This is a genomic window from Microbacterium sp. STF-2 (assembly GCF_034650155.1).
GTDB classification, from domain to species: domain Bacteria; phylum Actinomycetota; class Actinomycetes; order Actinomycetales; family Microbacteriaceae; genus Microbacterium; species Microbacterium maritypicum_A.
This window is the reverse complement of sequence record NZ_JARKMW010000001.1, coordinates 844499-861059: the sequence shown is the minus strand read 5'-3', so window position 1 is coordinate 861059 and position 16561 is coordinate 844499. Positions and strand designations below refer to the sequence as shown.

Genomic DNA, 16561 nt, shown 5'->3' with positions numbered 1-16561 from the left:
ACGTCATCCCGCGTTAGCGTGGAGTCATGACCACTGCAGCCAAGGCCCAGACCCTTGTCGGACTCTATGACGCACCGGAGATCCTTCGCGTCGTGAATGTGTGGGACGTCGTCTCCGCGCGGGCGGTCGCCGCCCTCCCCGAGACCCAGGCGATCGCCACCGCCGGACACGGCATCGCGGCGTCGTTCGGCTATGACGACGGCGCCACGCCGCGCGAGATCATGATCGACATGGTGGGTCGCATCGCGGCCGCCGTCCATGTGCCCGTGACCGCCGATCTCGACGACGGATACGGCGACGCGGGGGAGACCACCCGCCTCGCCATCGGGGCAGGCGTCGTCGGCGCGAACGTCGAGGACCGACTCAAGCCGCTCGACGAGTCCGTCGCCTCCGTCGAGGCGATCGTGAAGGCGGCGGAGGCCGAGGGCGTCCCGTTCGCCCTCAATGCGCGCACGGACGCCTTCGTCCGCGCCGGCGGTCGGCCCGTGCAGGAGAGCATCGCCGATGCCATCCAGCGTGGGCGGGCTTACCTCGACGCCGGAGCGACCGCGGTGTTCGTGCCCGGCATCCTCGACATGAACGTCACGCGTCAGCTCGTCGAGGGCATCGGCGAGCGCAAGATCAGCGTCATCGGGATTCCGGGTGCCCTCGCGGCCTCGGAGTACGAGAAGCTCGGTGTCGCGCGCATCTCCTACGGTCCGCTCCCGCAGCGGGTCGCGCTGACGGCGCTGCAGGAGCTGGCGGCCGACCTGTACGCCGGCGGCGTCGTACCCGCGAACCTTCCGGCGCTCAACTGACGTCGTCGAAGACGAGTGACCACGGCTCACTAGACTTGCTCCGTGGTCACTCGTCTTTCGAACTTCTTCCTCCGCACGCTCCGTGAAGACCCTGCAGGCGCAGAGGTCGCCAGCCACCGGCTGCTGATCCGGGCCGGATACATCCGCCCGCAGGCCGCCGGCATCTTCGCGTGGCTGCCACTGGGTCTCCGCGTCAAGTCGAAGATCGAGACCGTCGTCCGCGAGGAGATGGCCGCCGCAGGCGCACAGGAGGTGCACTTCCCGGCGCTCATGCCCCGTGAGTCCTATGAGGCCACCGGCCGCTGGGACGAGTACGGCGACCTGCTCTTCCGTCTGCAGGATCGCAAGGGCGGCGACTATCTGCTCGCGCCCACCCACGAAGAGGCCTTCACTCTGCTCGTGAAGGACCTGTACTCCTCGTACAAGGATTTGCCGCTCACGATCTACCAGATCCAGGACAAGTACCGCGACGAGGCGCGCCCGCGGGCGGGCCTGCTCCGTGGACGCGAGTTCACGATGAAGGACGCGTATTCGTTCGACGCTTCCGATGAGGGGCTGGACGCCAGCTACCAGGCGCAGCGCGACGCGTACGAGCGCATCTTCCAGCGTCTCGGTCTCGAGTACGTCATCGTCCAGGCCGATGCGGGGGCGATGGGCGGATCCCGCAGCGAGGAGTTCCTGCACCCGACTCCGGTCGGCGAAGACACCTTCGTCCGCAGCGCCGGCGGCTATGCAGCGAACGTCGAGGCGTTCACCACCGCGGTGCCCGAGGCGATCGCGTACGACGCCGACGAGTCCCCGGTGATCTTCGACTCTCCCGACACACCGACCATCGAGACGCTGGTCGCGCATGTCAACCGAGAGCTCGAGGGCGAGTACACCGCAGGCGACACGCTCAAGAACGTCGTGCTCGCGCTGACCCACCTCGACGGCACCCGCGAACTCGTGATCGTCGGCATCCCCGGCGACCGCGAGGTCGACGAGAAGCGCGCCGAGGTCGCCTTCGCGCCTGCCGAGGTCGAGACCGCCACAGCGGACGACTTCGAGAACAACCCGCTGCTCGTGAAGGGCTACATCGGCCCCTGGTCGCCCACCGGTGCGGTGCTCGGCGAGGAGTCGGCCACGGGCATCCGCTATCTTGTCGACCCGCGCGTCAGCGAGGGCACCAGCTGGATCACCGGCGCGAACATCGACGAGAAGCACGCGCACTCCGTCGTGGCCGGGCGCGACTTCGCCGCGGACGGCATCGTCGAGATCGCGAACGTGCGCGCCGGGGACCCGGCTCCCGACGGCTCGGGCCCGGTGGAGCTCGCGCGCGGCATGGAGATCGGACACGTCTTCCAGCTGGGCCGGAAGTACGCCGAGGCTCTGGGGCTGAAGGTGCTGAACGAGAACGGCAAGCTCGTCACCGTCACGATGGGCTCGTACGGCATCGGCGTGACCCGTATCCTCGCGATCATCGCCGAGCTCAACAATGACGACAAGGGCCTCATCTGGCCGGCGTCGGTCGCACCGTTCGACGTGCAGGTCGTCGCGGCAGGTCGTGATCAGGTCGCATTCGAGGTGGCGGAAGGTATCTCCGCGCAGCTCGAGGCCGCCGGTCTCGATGTGCTGTACGACGACCGCCCCAAGGTGTCGCCCGGTGTGAAGTTCGGCGATGCCGAGCTCGTCGGAGTGCCGAGGATCGTCATCGTCGGCCGCGGGGCCACCGACGGCCAGGTCGAGCTGTGGGATCGCGCCACGGGGGACCGTGACGCGATCTCCGTCGACGAGGTCGTCGAGCGCCTCACCGTCGCACGCTGAGATCCACGGCCGCGTCGTCAGCAGACGATGCGGCCGTGGTTCATGATGTCGTCGTCCGGCGTATCGCGGGTGACGAGGGACTTGAGCGCTCCGGCAGCGAGGGCGAGTTTTCCCTTCGACGGCTCCCAGAACTCCGTGACCTTCGGAGTCACCTTGAGGAGAGCGATGCCCGGGGTGTCGAGGCCGTCGGCGAACCAGATCTCCAGCGACGCCGAGTAGAGCTCTTCCATCTTCGCGCGGTCGTGCACGACCTCTGCCGTTCCCGCGACGGACACGTAGCGCATCCCCTTCGCATCGCAGTAGGCGAGGCCGACATCGCGGTGCTTGCGTGCCTCATCGACCTTCTCGGTGTCTTCGGCCGTGAAGAACCAGATGTCGCCGGCGTCGTCCATCTGCCGGGTCGACATCGGCCGACTCACGAGGTTGCCGTCGTCGTCGGTGGTGGTGAGCATCGTGATGTCGATGTCCTCCACGAGCTCGACGACGCGGGCGAGGGCTTCGGGTCCTGTGATCTCGGTCATGACGTCAGCGTGCCGCCTGCGGGCGTCGTGGTCACGGGCATTGACACCGTGGCGGTGTCGTGACAGGGAGGCGACGGCGTCTCGCGGCGACACCCCGGCGTTGCGGCCCGTCGTCGCACTGCCGCATGACACCCTGGTGACATGATCGACGCACCCCTCCCCGAAGCCCTCAGCTCCGAGATCAACGCCGTCCTCGACGATGCGGGAGTGCATACCGACCGCAGGCTCGTGATGCGTATGCTGCGCACCGCGATCCTGCTCGGCGAGGACGGCGCCGATCGGCTCGACCTGAAGATCGCCTCGGCGGCGTTGGCCGAGATGCGTGACGCGTTCCGCCTGTTCGCGCCGTTCCGGGGAGTCCCCAAGGTGACGGTGTTCGGGTCGGCCCGAACCCGGCAGGACGATCCGCTCTACCTCACCGCCCGCGACGTCGCCGCCGCACTGGCCGGTGACGGCTGGATGGTCGTCACGGGAGCCGGCCCCGGCATCATGCAGGCGGCTTCCGAGGGCGCGGGCCCCGCGCTCTCCCTGGGGGTCTCCATCCGCCTGCCCTTCGAGGAGAAGCCCAACGGCTTCGTCGCGGGCCAGGACCACGTGGTCGCGATGAAGTACTTCTTCACCCGCAAGCTCATGCTCATCAAGGAATCGCTCGGATTCATCTGCCTCCCTGGCGGCTTCGGCACGCTCGACGAGATGTTCGAGCTGCTCACGCTGCAGCAGACGGGGAAGGCGGAGCCGACGCCCATCGTGCTCCTCGACGAGCCGGGCGGCACCTTCTGGCAGGGGCTGCGGAGCTTCATCGACGACCACCTCGCCCCGACCGGCGTCATCTCGGAGGGCGACTTCGACCGCGTCGTCATCACCGATTCGGTCGACGCGGCCCGGGCGGAGATCACCGGGTTCTGGCACAACTACGACTCGCTGCGATGGGTCGGCGACGCGCTGGTGCTGCGTCTGCGGGCCGAGCCGACGGATGCCGAGATTGAGACGCTCAACGGGCAGTTCGCCTCGATGCTCTCGTCGGGACGGATCGAGCGGACGGAGCCGCGGCCGCCGGAGGTGGCCGACGACGACAACCTCGACCTGCCGCGTCTGATCCTGCACCTGGATCAGCGCCAGGTGGGCAACCTGTTCCGGCTGATCGGTGCGATCAACGCACTTCCGTCTGCTCCCGCGCGGTGATACGGGCGGCGAAGTCCGCGAGGTCGACCGGACGATCGAGGATGCGCTCCGCGGCCCTGTGCCCGGAGTAGAACGCCGCGCCGACCGTCGCCGGCTCGTCACCCCAGGTGGCCTCGCCGGCGAAATGCAGAACGCCGTCGACGGGTCCCGCCAGCGCGTCATGATCGTGATGCGTCGAGCCCAGCGCGAGGTGCGAGTAGGAGCCGTTCGAGAACTCGTCCTCACCCCAGCGGGTGATCCAGTGAGCGAGTGGCTCGCCGACGGCGTCCCCGTAGAGGAGACGCAGCGCGCTGACCGCGTCGGCGACGATCTCGTCGTCCGGACGGTTCTGCATCCGGCGGCCGAACGGCCCGGCGGCAAAGGTCAGCAGGGTGGGGATGCCGCTGACGGCGGAGACGTCGTACCAGGAATGCCAGTGCTCGCCCGCCTCGCCGAGCGCGCGGATCACATAGCTCTCCTCGTTCCAGAACCGCTCGGGGAACTGGACGAACACCTTGTTGAAAACGCCCATCCCCAGCCGTGAGACGGGACCGGCGACCGCATCCGGCAAAGCCGGTTCGAAGGTGATCGTCCCGGCTTTGAGCACGCCGAGCGGCACGGTGACGATCGCCCGGTCTGCGCGGTACTCGGTGCCGCCCGCGTGCACGACGACTCCGTCCGCCGAGCGGCTCACCCGGGTCACGACGGTCTTCAGCCGCACGTCGAGGCCGGCCCCGATGCGCCGCGGCAGCTCGTCGTACCCGCGAGGGAAGATCACCTCGTCTCCGTCGATCGCATCCTCGTCGAGACCGTGCGCGTCGAGGTCGCCGATCCACGCGCCGCACTGCTCCTCGACCCGATGGCGGAAGAACTCGCGGACGTCGTCGATGCGCTCGGGCGACAGCCCCGACCTGTCGAGAGCGCGTTCGGTGACATCGAGATAGGTGTCGCCGGAGGAGGACGAGGCGATCTCCTCGACGAGAAGACGGTCGGCGAGTTCGACGTCGGCGACCCATCGCGAGGTGGCTGCCTCGTCCATGGCACGACCCTCGCCATCGAAGTTCTCGATCGGTCGACCACCCACCTGGAAGCTGCCCACCGTGTACTCGATCGCCGGGATCCTGAGCGCGTGGACGAGGTTCCACAGCGGCGAGTCCTCGATGCCGTGGATCCAAGATGCACCGAGATCGACGGAGAATCCGGCACTTCGGTCGGTGTGCATCCGGCCCCCGATGCGGTCACGTCCTTCGAGGACGACGACACTCCGGCCCGCGTCGGCGAGCATGCGCGCGCTCGTGAGCCCCGACATCCCGGCGCCGATCACGATCGTGTCGAATGTGCTCACGTGCTCCTCCTCGAGCGGCTCCGGATCCCGACACCGCCGCCGCCGTGCGAGGGTCGGTGGGCACAGGGTATCGTGGTACGGATGTCGCGCGTGCGAACAGGCGCGACGAGAGCTGAATAGAGAGGCCGTCATGGACATCGAACTGAGTCTGCTGCGAGGGATCGAGAAGGAGAAGGCGATCCCCTTCGATGAGCTCGTCGCGATCATCGAACAGGCGATCCTGACCGCGTACTCCAAGCACGTCTCCGCCGACGGCGTCACTCCCGAGGGCGTCCGCGTGGATCTCGACCGCAAGACCGGCCACGTCGCCGTGCTGCAGGTCGTCAAGGACGAAGAGGGCGCGATCATCGGCGAGGAGGACGCCACGCCGGACGACTTCGGGCGTATCGCGGCGTTCGCGGCCAAGCAGGTCATCAGCCAGCGTCTGCGCGACATCGCGGACGACGTCGTGCTCGGTGACTTCAAGGACAAAGAGGGCGACATCGTCGCCGGTGTGATCCAGCAGGGCCCGAACCCCCGCATGATCCACGTCGATCTCGGAGCCGTCGAGGCGATCCTGCCGCCGGAGGAGCAGGTTCCCGGCGAGGAGTACACGCACGGCTCGCGTCTGCGCGTGTATGTCACCAGTGTCGCCAAGGGTCTCAAGGGGCCGCAGATCACGGTCTCGCGCACGCACCCCGGCCTGGTCCGCAAGCTCTTCGCCCTCGAAGTGCCCGAGATCGCTGCCGGTCTGGTCGAGATCGTCGCCCTGGCCCGCGAGGCCGGTCACCGCACGAAGATCGCGGTGAAGGCGAACGACCCGTCGATCAACGCCAAGGGTGCCTGCATCGGCGAGCTCGGGCGTCGCGTGCGCGCAGTGACCGAGGAACTCGCGGGCGAGAAGATCGACATCGTCGACTACGACGCCGATCTGCCGACCTTCGTGGCGCACGCGCTCTCACCGGCCAAGGTGACGAGCTCTTTCGTGCTCGACGCCAGCACCAAGGCCGTCCGTGCCCTGGTGCCCGATTACCAGCTGTCGCTGGCGATCGGTAAGGAAGGTCAGAACGCTCGTCTGGCCGCCAAGCTCACCGGCGCGAAGATCGACATCCAGCCGGACAGCGTCCTCGACTGACACGGCTTCGGCCTTCCGCCGCGCCCGGGAGCGGGCGAGGTGGGGTGAAACGCAGGTGTAAGATGGAACCCGTACGAACGTGCGTCGGTTGTCGCACGCGTGCTCCCCGCTCCGCCCTTCTCCGGGTGGTGGCCCAGAACGACACCCTCATCCCCGATGAGCGTGCTGTCCTGCCGGGGCGTGGCGCGTGGGTGCATCCGACAGCTGAATGCATGGCGGCCGCTCTGCGGCGGCGAGCTTTCGGACGAGCACTGCGTGTGACCACTCAGCTGGACACACGGACCTTCGAACAGCACCCACCAAGAAACAAAGGCTGAACAGCTATGGAAACAAAGTGAACGGCTCGAAATGAGACCCGTCCGCGACTAGTGGTCTGCCCTGTCTGGGTGGACCGACTCAGACAGGAGAATTGTGGCTGGTAAACCACGCGTACACGAGATCGCCGCCGAACTCGGCGTCGACAGCAAGATCGCACTTGCGAAGCTCAAGGAACTCGGCGAGTTCGTGAAGAGCCCGTCCTCGACCATCGAACCGCCCGTTGCGCGCAAGCTGCGCGCGGCGATCGAGGCCGATGGCTCGCTCAAGGGCTCCGCTGACGCCGCTCCCGCGGCGAAGCCCGCGGCTGCGAAGCCTGCAGCTGCGAAGCCCGGTGCCAAGCCGGCACCGACCCCGGGCCCCAAGCCCGGTCCGAAGCCTGCCCCGGAGGCTCCGGCCCCCGCACCCGCTGCGCCGGCTCCCGCCCCTGCCCCCGCGGCAGAGGCTCCCGCCGCATCCGATGCGGCGAAGCCGGCCGAGAGCGGCGCGCCGACTCCCGGTGCTCCGCGTCCGGGTAACAACCCCTTCTCGTCGGCGCAGGGCATGGGCCAGCGTCCGGCCGGTCCCCGTCCGGGTAACAACCCGTTCGCGTCGGCTCAGGGCATGGGCCAGCGTCCGACGCCGGGCAACATCCCGCGTCCGCAGGCTCCGCGTCCCGGCGCACCCCGTCCGGGTGCCCCTCGTCCCGGCTCGCCTCGTCCCGGTGCACCGCGCGGTGGCCAGGGCGGTCGTCCCGGTGCTCCGTTCCAGCAGCGTCCCGGCGGCCCCGGTCGTCCCGGCGGTGCCGGCGGACCCGGCGGTGCCGGCGGTCCTGGAGCACGCCCCGGCGGCGGCGGTTTCGCCGGTCGTCCCGGTGGCGGTGGCGGTCGCGGCCGTGGTCCCGGCGGTGGTACCGCAGGTGCCTTCGGCAAGGGCGGCGGCAAGAGCAAGCAGCGCAAGTCGCGGCGGGCGAAGCGGCAAGAGTTCGAGATGCGGAGTGCTCCGGTCGTCGGTGGCGTCAACGTCACCCGCGGCAACGGAGAGATCATCCGCATGCGCCGCGGCGCATCGATCGCGGACTTCGCCGACAAGATCGAGACGCTGACCGGCTACACGGTCCAGCCCGGAACCCTCGTCACCATCCTCTTCAACCTGGGTGAGATGGCCACGGCCACCGAGTCCCTCGATGAGGCGACGTTCGAGGTCCTGGGTGCTGAGCTCGGCTACAAGATCCAGATGGTCTCGCCCGAGGACGAGGACAAGGAGCTCCTCGAGGGCTTCGGCCTCGACCTGGAGGCCGAGCTGGAGGCCGAGAGCGAAGACGACCTCGAGATCCGTCCGCCGGTGGTCACCGTCATGGGTCACGTCGACCACGGTAAGACGCGACTGCTCGACGCGATCCGTCAGACCAATGTGATCGAGGGTGAAGCCGGTGGCATCACCCAGCACATCGGTGCCTACCAGGTGTGGACCGAGCACGAGGGCATCGAGCGCGCCATCACGTTCATCGACACCCCGGGTCACGAGGCGTTCACCGCCATGCGTGCTCGTGGTGCGCAGGTCACCGACCTCGCGATCCTCGTGGTCGCGGCCGACGACGGCATCATGCCGCAGACGGTCGAGGCGCTGAACCACGCCCAGGCGGCGAACGTGCCGATCGTGGTCGCGGTGAACAAGGTCGACAAGCCCGACGCCAACCCTTCGAAGGTGCGTCAGCAGCTGACCGAGTACGGGCTGGTCGCCGAGGAGTTCGGTGGAGACGTCATGTTCGTCGACGTCTCGGCTCGTGCGGGCACCGGCATCCAGGAACTCCTGGACGCCGTGCTGCTCACCGCCGACGCCGGTCTCGACCTGACCGCCAACCCGAACAAGGCCGCTCGTGGTGTCGCCATCGAGGCGAAGCTCGACAAGGGCCGCGGTTCGGTCGCAACGGTGCTCATCCAGTCCGGAACGCTCCGGATCGGTGATGCGATCGTCGCGGGCACGGCGTACGGCCGTGTGCGTGCGATGGCGGACGAGAACGGCGAGCAGGTCCTCGAGGCCTTCCCGTCGCGTCCGGTGCAGGTGCAGGGTCTGAACTCCGTGCCGCGTGCCGGCGACGTCTTCATCGTCACCGAGGAAGACCGCATGGCCCGCCAGATCGCTGAGAAGCGTGAAGCGGTCGAGCGCAACGCCCAGCTGGCCAAGGCCCGCAAGCGCATCTCGCTCGAGGACTTCACCCGTGCGCTCGAAGAGGGCAAGGTCGAGTCGCTCAACCTCATCATCAAGGGTGACGTCTCCGGTGCCGTCGAGGCACTCGAGGAGTCGCTCCTCAAGATCGAGGTCGACGACTCGGTGCAGCTGCGCATCATCCACCGCGGTGTGGGTGCCATCACCGAGTCCGACGTGAACCTGGCGACGATCGACAACGCGATCATCGTGGGCTTCAACGTCCGTCCCGACACGAAGGCGCGTGAGCGTGCCGCCCGTGAAGGTGTGGACATCCGTTTCTACTCCGTCATCTACAACGCGATCGACGAGATCGAGAGCTCGCTCAAGGGCATGCTCAAGCCGGAGTATGAAGAGGTCCAGTCGGGTGTCGCCGAGATCCGCGAGGTGTTCCGCTCCTCGAAGTTCGGCAACATCGCCGGTGTCATCGTGCGGTCGGGAACGATCACGCGAAATGCCAAGGCTCGCGTCATCCGCGACGGCGTCGTGCTGGCCGATGGTCTCGCCATCGAGTCGCTGCGTCGCTTCAAGGACGATGTCACCGAGGTCCGCACGGACTACGAGGCCGGTATCGGCCTCGGCAAGTACAACGACATCCAGATCGGCGATGAGATCGAGACGACCGAGCTCGTCGAGAAGCCTCGCGGCTGATCACTTCGAAACACCTTCGGGCGTCTCCCTCTCCTGCTCCTTCCGAGCACGGAGACGGGGGACGCCCTGAGGGTTCCTGGACAGGGAGAGAACAATGGCAGGCGAAAGACAGGCCCGTCTCGCGGATCGGATCCGCGTGATCCTCGCCGAACGGCTGGAGAAGGGGCTGCGCGACCCGCGCCTCGGCTTCGTCACCATCACGGATGTCCGTGTGAGCGGAGACCTTCAGCATGCATCCGTGTTCTACACGGTCCTGGGGACCGAGGAGGAGCGCATCTCCAGTGGTGCGGCGCTCACGTCGGCGACCGGAATGCTGCGTAGCGAGGTCGGACGGCAGCTGAGCACTCGGCTGGTTCCGACGCTCGAGTTCATCCCCGACGCGCTTCCGGAGAACGCCGACCACATCGGGGCGCTGCTCCGTGAGGCGCAGCAGCGTGATGCCGACGTCGCCAAGCTCGCTTCGTCGGCATCCCATGCCGGTGACGCGGACCCCTACCGTACGGACGACGACGCGGAGTGAGCGCCGTTTGATACGCTCGGCTTCGCGGGACCGGCTCCCGCGAAGCTGAGGGGGATCGGCATCGAGGGTACGGGCACGTCTGGGGGGCCGTTCATCGCGCCCGCCGCCGTCGGTCTCCTCCTGGAAGAACTGCTCGCGCAGGATCTCGGCTGTGCTCCACATGTGCTCGCCCGGTTGGCCGGCGATCTGGATGCCGACGCTGCCACGATCCGCGCCGTCGTCGAGCGGTTGACTCCGCACCAACGCCATGGGCTCCGACCGTTGCCGTCGCCGTTGCCCCTGGTCGCGGCGATCTCACGCAGGTTCGAGGGACTGCTGCTCGACGAGCGGGATCGTCAGCTCCTCCTCGCGCTCGCGGTCTGCTTGGACGATTCGTTGGGTCCGCTCCTGGAGTTCGACGGACGCACGGCGACCGAGATCGCCGCTGCCGCCGTCGGCGATCACTTGAGCCTGCACGCCGGCCGCGTGCGTTTCGTCGACGCCCGACTCTCGATCTGGGTGCGGGCGACGACCTGCACTGCCGGGACCGCGCTGGTCCATGAGCGTCTGAGCGCGGTCTTCCTCGATCGTGGTGACCCGATGAGCGCGGACTGGCACCGGGCACGGGCATCTCTCGAGGGCGACCCGTCGACCGCACGGGAGCTCACCCTCATCGCGCGGCAGCTGAGCGAAGCCGGACATCCGGAGCGTGCACTGATGCTGGCGCGCGAGGCGGCAGAACATGCAGTGGGCGAGGATCAGGACGAGGCGCGGCTCGTGGCCGGGGCGTCGGCGGTCGGTGCCGGGTTCGCGGTGGAGGCCGCCGCCTGGTTGGGGACGCTGTATCCGCACAGCGGTGAACGACACAGGTGGGCGGGGCTCGGGGCTCTGATCGTGGCGCAGACCTTCGTGCAGGGGGCTGTTCCCGGGATCGATCCGACCACCGTGCGGCCGGGATCCGCCGACGAGAGCGATTGGCGTCATTGGACCAGAGCAGCCGCTCTCGCCGCCATCCTCTGCGCCGAGCGAGGAGACCGGCGGGGGATGCGCCTGTGGCTCGATGCCCTCCGGGACGGTGCCGTGCGGATCGGTGCCGAGCAGGAGCTGAGGGATCCGGTCGTCGCGCTGGGGTGGCTCGTGGCCGGAGATCGCGATGCCGACATGGTGACGGAGTCGAGCTCGGTGAGCGGGGGGATGCTCCGAACTCTGCGCGCCGCGGTCGAGGGAGACATCGATCTGGGGCTGCGTCTGCTCGTCGTCGATGAATCGACGCCGTCCGGCGGTCCTGATCCTTTCGTGCCGGGCTACGAGCACAGCCCGGTCGTCCATGCGTATCGGTCGGTCGTCGAGGTCCTCCTGCTCGCGTGGCGAGGTGACATCGGTGTCGCGCGGGACAGGCTGATCCAGGCGGCGCTCACCCTTCCCATCGCGCTGCCTCTCGCTGGGCTCGGAGTCGTCCTCGCCCGACGCCTCGATCTGGCGGTGCACGGCGAACTCGGCCCGTTCGCCCGGTCGCTCACGCTCGCCCTTCCGCCTGGCGCGAAGATGGATCTGCTCGTGGACCGCGGCATCCGGTCATTCCTCTCCGGGTCCTTCGACGATGCCGCAGCCACGGTCCGGCTCTGGTCCGATCTCGGCGCCCCGCAGACGACGATGACCGTGCCGGGTCTGGACGAGCTGGCCTCGCCTTCTCCCGGAGTCCCGTTGGCGGCCGCGTCTCTCGAGCCTCCGGAGATCGCGCTGGCGCAGCAGCTGCGGACACGCATCGCGACGGCGGCGGACGGGCGATGGCGTGCGGACGGCGACGAAATCGCGGAGATCGCGCGAACGTTGCGTTCGCCGTTCGAGCGGGCGCGCGTGGAGATGATGCTCGGAAGCCGGCATGCGACCCGCGACGATCACTCGGCCGCGAGGATCCATCTGCAGTATGCCGAACGACTGTTCGAGCTCTCCGGCGCGACGGCATGGGCGAAGTCGGTGCGCCGGAGGCTGGACCGACTCGAGGCGAGGGAGGGGAGCATCGTCCCGGCGGTCGGGCCGCTCTCGGCATGCCGCGCCGCCTGGTCGCTCCGGCTCACCGCCCGGGAGCTGGAAGTGGCGATGCGCGCGGTCCGAGGTGCAGCGAACCGTGAGATCGGCGAGGAGCTGAACGTTTCGGTCCGCACCGTGGAAGTCCACCTCGGCCGGATCTTCACCAAGCTCGACGTGCGGAGCCGCGTCGAGCTGACGGTACTTGCACATCGCACGGATCAACACGTCTGAGTCGTCGTCGTCCGTGATCCGCCGTCGCGCGGGGCGCCGTCAGCGGGGCAGGAACAGGGTGGCCCCGTCGGCTTCGGCGAGCCCGTCGGCGATCAGCGAGTCGATCGCTCGGTCGCGCTGTCCGGTGTCGGGCCAATCCGGGAGGACGGCATCGAGCGGGACGGCATCGGGATCCTGGTTCCGCAGCAGACGCAGCACCGCGCCACGGGCCTGTCGATCGGATCCTTCGTACGTGGCCTGGCGTCGGCGTTCGTCGCCCGTGTCGGGCCGGCCGGCCGCCAGCCAGGCGCAGTTGCCGGCCAGGGGGCACAGCTCACATCGTGGTGCCCGTGACGTGCACACCGTGGCCCCGAGCTCCATCGCCGCCGCGTTGAAGACGGCGGCCTCGTCGACGTCATCCGGAAGCAGTGAGGCCATCAGATCGAGGTCACGGCGCGATGCGGGTGCCGGCTGCGCGCGGCCCTCGACAGCTCGGGCCAGAACCCGCCGGGTGTTCGTGTCCACCACGGGGTGTCGGTCGCCGTAGGCGAAGACCGCGACGGCGCGGGCGGTGTAGTCGCCGATGCCGGAGAGCGCCAGCAGTGCGTCCACGTCACGCGGAACGATGCCGCCGTGTCGATCGGTGATCTCGACGGCAGCGCGGTGCAGCCAGAGCGCGCGTCGGGGATATCCCAGGTTCGCCCATTGCTGCACGACCTCCGCCGTCGACGCCATCGCCATCGTGGCAGGGGTCGGCCACCGATCCAGCCATGCCTCGAGATGCGGAATGACCCTCGTCACCGGGGTCTGCTGCAGCATGAATTCGCTCACGAGAACGCCCCAGGCGCCGAATTCATCATGGAACTCGGATCGGCGCCACGGAAGGTCGCGTGCGGTCGCCCGATACCACGTCGGCAATGGCGACATCAGCTCGAGCGGGGCCGGCGGGAGAGGCACCCCTCCACTCTAAGCGAGCCCATGCACAGCGCGGACGGAGAGCGAGCAGGGCGACCGGGCGGCAGGTCGCCGGTCGCGCTCTCGGTAGGCTGGGGGGATGGTCTCGCCCGGCATCCTTCTCGTCGACAAGCCCGCAGGGCTGACCAGCCACGACGTCGTCGCCCGCACGCGACGAGCGTTCGGCACCCGCAAGGTGGGGCACGCCGGAACGCTCGACCCGATGGCGACCGGTCTGCTGGTCATCGGCATCGAGGGAGCGACCAGGCTCCTCACCTACATCGTCGGCGCGGACAAGACCTATGCGGCGACCATCCGTCTCGGGCAGACGACCAGCACGGACGATGCGGAGGGGGGGATCCTCACGACGGCGGCTCCCGAGGCATGGGAGTCCGTCAGCGATGAAGCGGTGTCCGCCGGAATCGCGAGGCTCACGGGCGAGATCTCCCAGGTCCCCAGCGCTGTCTCCGCCATCAAGGTGGACGGTCGCCGCGCGTACGAGCGTGTGCGTGCCGGTGAAGAGGTCGTGCTCGCAGCGCGCGACGTGGTCGTCTCGCGGTTCGATCTGCTCGGCCGTCGCGAGGGTGACGGGTACATCGATCTCGACGTCGTGGTCGACTGTTCATCCGGAACGTACATCCGTTCGCTCGCCCGCGACCTCGGCTCCGCTCTCGGCGTCGGCGGTCACCTCACCGCGCTGCGACGTACTCGTGTCGGGCCGTTCGATGTGACGGATGCCGTCGGCATCGAAGCGCTCGAGGGCGCACCGACCCTGACCCCCGGTGAGGCTGCAGGACGCCTCCTCCCGGTCCTTGCGATGTCGGTCGATGACGCGCGGGACCTCCGCCACGGCAAGCGTCTCGCAGGGCAGGCCGTCCGTCTCGAGAGCCGCCTCGGCGCAGCGATCGACGAGGACGGGGTTCTGATCGGGATCGTCGAGAGGCGCGGCGCAGACCTCAAGAGCGCCATGAACATGCCGGAGGGCGACCGATGATCCTGTGGTTCACGATCGCGCAGATCGTCGTCGCGGTCGCCGCGGGCGTGTTCTGTCTCGTCGCGGGGCTGATCGGCAGGCGACCGAGTGACTTCAGCGTCGGTGCTCTGGCCCTCGTCGAGGCGCTGCTCATCGTTCAGGTGATCGTCGCCATCATCGCGCCCTTCTCAGGAAACCCGCCGACCGGAGACCTGCTCGAGTACTGGGTCTACCTGGTCTCCGCCGTGCTCCTGCCCGTCGGCGCGGTGCTGTGGGCGCTCATGGAACGCAGCCGCTGGAGCACCGTGATCCTGGGCGTCGCCGCACTCGCGATCGCGATCATGCTCTGGCGGATGCAGGTCATCTGGGCCGTCCAGCTCGCGTGAGGCGAGAGGCTTGCGCGGAGACCGGCCGTCTTCCGCGGCTCTAGGATGGAATGCGCTATGAGCTCCACCGCCCCCTCCTCTCGGATGACCGGAATCGGTCGTGTCCTCGTGATCGTCTACGCCGTCATGGCGCTGGCCGCCACGGGACGCAGCTTCGTGCAGATCGTCCGTCGGTTCGACGAGGCGCCGCTCGCGTACTCGCTCTCCGCACTCGCCGCGCTCGTCTACATCCTGGCCACGCTCGCCCTCGTCCTGGCTCGTCGTCGCGGCTGGTACACCGTCGCCTGGATCGCGATCGTCTTCGAGCTCACCGGCGTGCTCGTCGTCGGGTTGCTGAGCATTCTGCTACCCGAGCTGTTCCAGCATGAGACCGTGTGGTCGCTGTTCGGGCGGGGCTACCTGTTCATCCCGCTGATCCTCCCGATCTTCGGCATCTGGTGGCTGCGCACGCATCGCCCCGCCGAAGTCGCGCGCCCTGTCGAGGTCGACGCGTGATCATCTTCCGAAGCCCGGATGAGGTGCCGGACGACTTCGGCCCGAGCGCGGTCGCCATCGGCAAGTTCGATGGGGTCCACGCCGGCCACCGCGCTGTGATCGCGCGCCTCGAGGAGGCGGCTGCTGCCACCGAGAGCCGATCGGTCGCGGTCACGTTCGATCGCAACCCTTTGGCCGTCATCCGCCCGGATCGCTGCCCCGAGAACGTCGTCACGGTCGACCGCAAGCTCGAGCTCCTCGGTGAGCTCGGGCTCGACGCGACGCTGGTGCTCACGTTCGACGAGGAACTCGCGGCCCGCAGCGCGGAGGATTTCGTCGTCGACATCCTCGTGGGCGCCCTCCAGGTGTCGACGGTGCTGGTCGGGCAGGACTTCCGGTTCGGGAACAGGGGAGCGGGGACGCCGGAGCTGCTGCGCGAACTCGGACCCCGCTACGGCTTCTCGGTCGAGGTCGTCGATGACGTCTACCTTCCGGGTTCTTCGCGGCGCGTGTCGTCGAGCTGGATCCGCGAACTGTTGATGGAGGGCGATGTCGCGACAGCCGCGACCGTTCTCGGGCGGTACCCGGATGTGCGCGGCGAGGTCGTGCACGGGCTCAAGCGCGGGCGGGAGCTGGGCTTCCCCACCGCGAATCTTTCGACCATCGTCGATGCCTTCGTTCCGGCGGACGGCGTCTATGCCGGGTGGCTCGTCGACCACGACACCGGCATCCGGCACCCTTCGGCCATCTCGGTCGGGACCAACCCCACGTTCGACGATGTCCTCGTGCGCCAGGTCGAGGCCCACGTGCTGGGCGAGACCGGCCTCGACCTCTACGGGCACGACGTCACGGTCGAGTTCGTCGACAGACTGCGGGGCATGGTGGCCTTCGAGGGCATCGACAAGCTGATGGAGCAGATGGGTGCCGACGTGAACGATGCCGCACGGGCCCTCGGACTGACGTCGTAGCGCGCGACCCGTTCGGCGGTTCGAATGGGCGGCTCGGCGTGGGCGATCGCGTCCACGCGGGTACGATGACATAGAATGGACATCGGCTCCCGCCGAACTTCGCGAATCTCGCGATCCCCGACGGGAAGAAGATCCACTGTTCGTACGGTCCTGGCTCACGCCACACGCGGAC

General features: G+C 68.5%; 15 protein-coding genes. 12 read left to right on the top strand and 3 right to left on the bottom strand.

Annotated features, from left to right (window positions below):
• Positions 1 to 26: 26 nt before the first annotated feature.
• Together MicroSTF_RS04135 and MicroSTF_RS04130 are read left to right on the top strand one after the other, a co-directional pair.
• The gene (locus MicroSTF_RS04135) at positions 27 to 797 is read left to right on the top strand and encodes an isocitrate lyase/PEP mutase family protein (RefSeq protein ID WP_021199397.1); all 771 of its coding nucleotides are present in this window, start codon (positions 27 to 29) and stop codon (positions 795 to 797) included.
• Positions 798 to 839: 42 nt separating this feature from the next.
• The gene (locus tag MicroSTF_RS04130) at positions 840 to 2600 is read left to right on the top strand and encodes a proline--tRNA ligase (RefSeq protein ID WP_322953782.1); all 1761 of its coding nucleotides are present in this window, start codon (positions 840 to 842) and stop codon (positions 2598 to 2600) included.
• Between the two features lie 17 nt (positions 2601 to 2617).
• On the opposite strand, the gene MicroSTF_RS04125 is transcribed toward MicroSTF_RS04130, so the two are convergent.
• On the bottom strand, positions 2618 to 3121 hold the full coding sequence (locus MicroSTF_RS04125) for a pyridoxamine 5'-phosphate oxidase family protein (RefSeq protein WP_029258182.1): 504 nt from the start codon (positions 3119 to 3121) through the stop codon (positions 2618 to 2620).
• A gap of 141 nt (positions 3122 to 3262) precedes the next feature.
• On the opposite strand from MicroSTF_RS04125, the gene MicroSTF_RS04120 reads away from it, so the two are divergent.
• Positions 3263 to 4303, top strand: coding sequence for a TIGR00730 family Rossman fold protein (locus tag MicroSTF_RS04120; protein ID WP_029264693.1), 1041 nt, complete (start codon positions 3263 to 3265; stop codon positions 4301 to 4303).
• On the opposite strand, the gene MicroSTF_RS04115 is transcribed toward MicroSTF_RS04120, so the two are convergent.
• Entirely contained in the window at positions 4272 to 5627 is a 1356-nt protein-coding gene (locus MicroSTF_RS04115) for a flavin monoamine oxidase family protein (RefSeq protein ID WP_036330861.1), read from the bottom strand. The genes MicroSTF_RS04120 and MicroSTF_RS04115 overlap by 32 nt on opposite strands.
• Positions 5628 to 5757: 130 nt before the next feature.
• Between MicroSTF_RS04115 and nusA the strand changes: the two genes are divergently transcribed.
• The 5 genes from nusA to MicroSTF_RS04090 all read left to right on the top strand — a co-directional run bounded on the left by nusA (position 5758) and on the right by MicroSTF_RS04090 (position 12655).
• On the top strand, positions 5758 to 6741 hold the full coding sequence (gene nusA, locus MicroSTF_RS04110; protein ID WP_021199402.1) for a transcription termination factor NusA: 984 nt from the start codon (positions 5758 to 5760) through the stop codon (positions 6739 to 6741).
• 62 nt (positions 6742 to 6803) lie between these two features.
• A complete protein-coding gene (locus tag MicroSTF_RS04105) occupies positions 6804 to 7058 on the top strand; it encodes a YlxR family protein (protein ID WP_081859620.1) in 255 nt (84 codons plus the stop codon).
• Between the two features lie 94 nt (positions 7059 to 7152).
• A complete protein-coding gene (gene infB / locus MicroSTF_RS04100) occupies positions 7153 to 9894 on the top strand; it encodes a translation initiation factor IF-2 (RefSeq protein ID WP_021199403.1) in 2742 nt (913 codons plus the stop codon).
• Positions 9895 to 9988: 94 nt separating this feature from the next.
• A complete protein-coding gene (rbfA, locus tag MicroSTF_RS04095) occupies positions 9989 to 10414 on the top strand; it encodes a 30S ribosome-binding factor RbfA (RefSeq protein WP_021199404.1) in 426 nt (141 codons plus the stop codon).
• A 162-nt stretch (positions 10415 to 10576) separates the two neighbouring features.
• Positions 10577 to 12655, top strand: a complete 2079-nt coding sequence (locus MicroSTF_RS04090; RefSeq protein WP_322953767.1) for a helix-turn-helix transcriptional regulator — start codon at positions 10577 to 10579, stop codon at positions 12653 to 12655.
• 39 nt (positions 12656 to 12694) lie between these two features.
• Here MicroSTF_RS04090 and MicroSTF_RS04085 read toward each other — a convergent pair whose 3' ends face one another.
• On the bottom strand, positions 12695 to 13561 hold the full coding sequence (locus MicroSTF_RS04085; protein WP_315068377.1) for an A/G-specific adenine glycosylase: 867 nt from the start codon (positions 13559 to 13561) through the stop codon (positions 12695 to 12697).
• Positions 13562 to 13688: 127 nt separating this feature from the next.
• On the opposite strand from MicroSTF_RS04085, the gene truB reads away from it, so the two are divergent.
• The 4 genes from truB to MicroSTF_RS04065 are packed head-to-tail and all read left to right on the top strand — an operon-like array spanning position 13689 to position 16389.
• Complete coding sequence (gene truB / locus MicroSTF_RS04080) at positions 13689 to 14582, top strand: tRNA pseudouridine(55) synthase TruB (protein ID WP_029258984.1); 894 nt, start codon at positions 13689 to 13691, stop codon at positions 14580 to 14582.
• Positions 14579 to 14947, top strand: a complete 369-nt coding sequence (locus MicroSTF_RS04075; RefSeq protein WP_322953764.1) for a hypothetical protein — start codon at positions 14579 to 14581, stop codon at positions 14945 to 14947. The genes truB and MicroSTF_RS04075 overlap by 4 nt, the downstream gene beginning before the upstream one ends.
• A gap of 57 nt (positions 14948 to 15004) precedes the next feature.
• Positions 15005 to 15442, top strand: a complete 438-nt coding sequence (locus MicroSTF_RS04070) for a hypothetical protein (RefSeq protein ID WP_322953763.1) — start codon at positions 15005 to 15007, stop codon at positions 15440 to 15442.
• Positions 15439 to 16389: a bifunctional riboflavin kinase/FAD synthetase gene (locus tag MicroSTF_RS04065; protein ID WP_021199412.1), complete on the top strand. Its 951-nt coding sequence runs from the start codon at positions 15439 to 15441 to the stop codon at positions 16387 to 16389. Before MicroSTF_RS04070 ends, MicroSTF_RS04065 begins: the two co-directional genes overlap by 4 nt.
• Positions 16390 to 16561 lie beyond the last annotated feature (172 nt).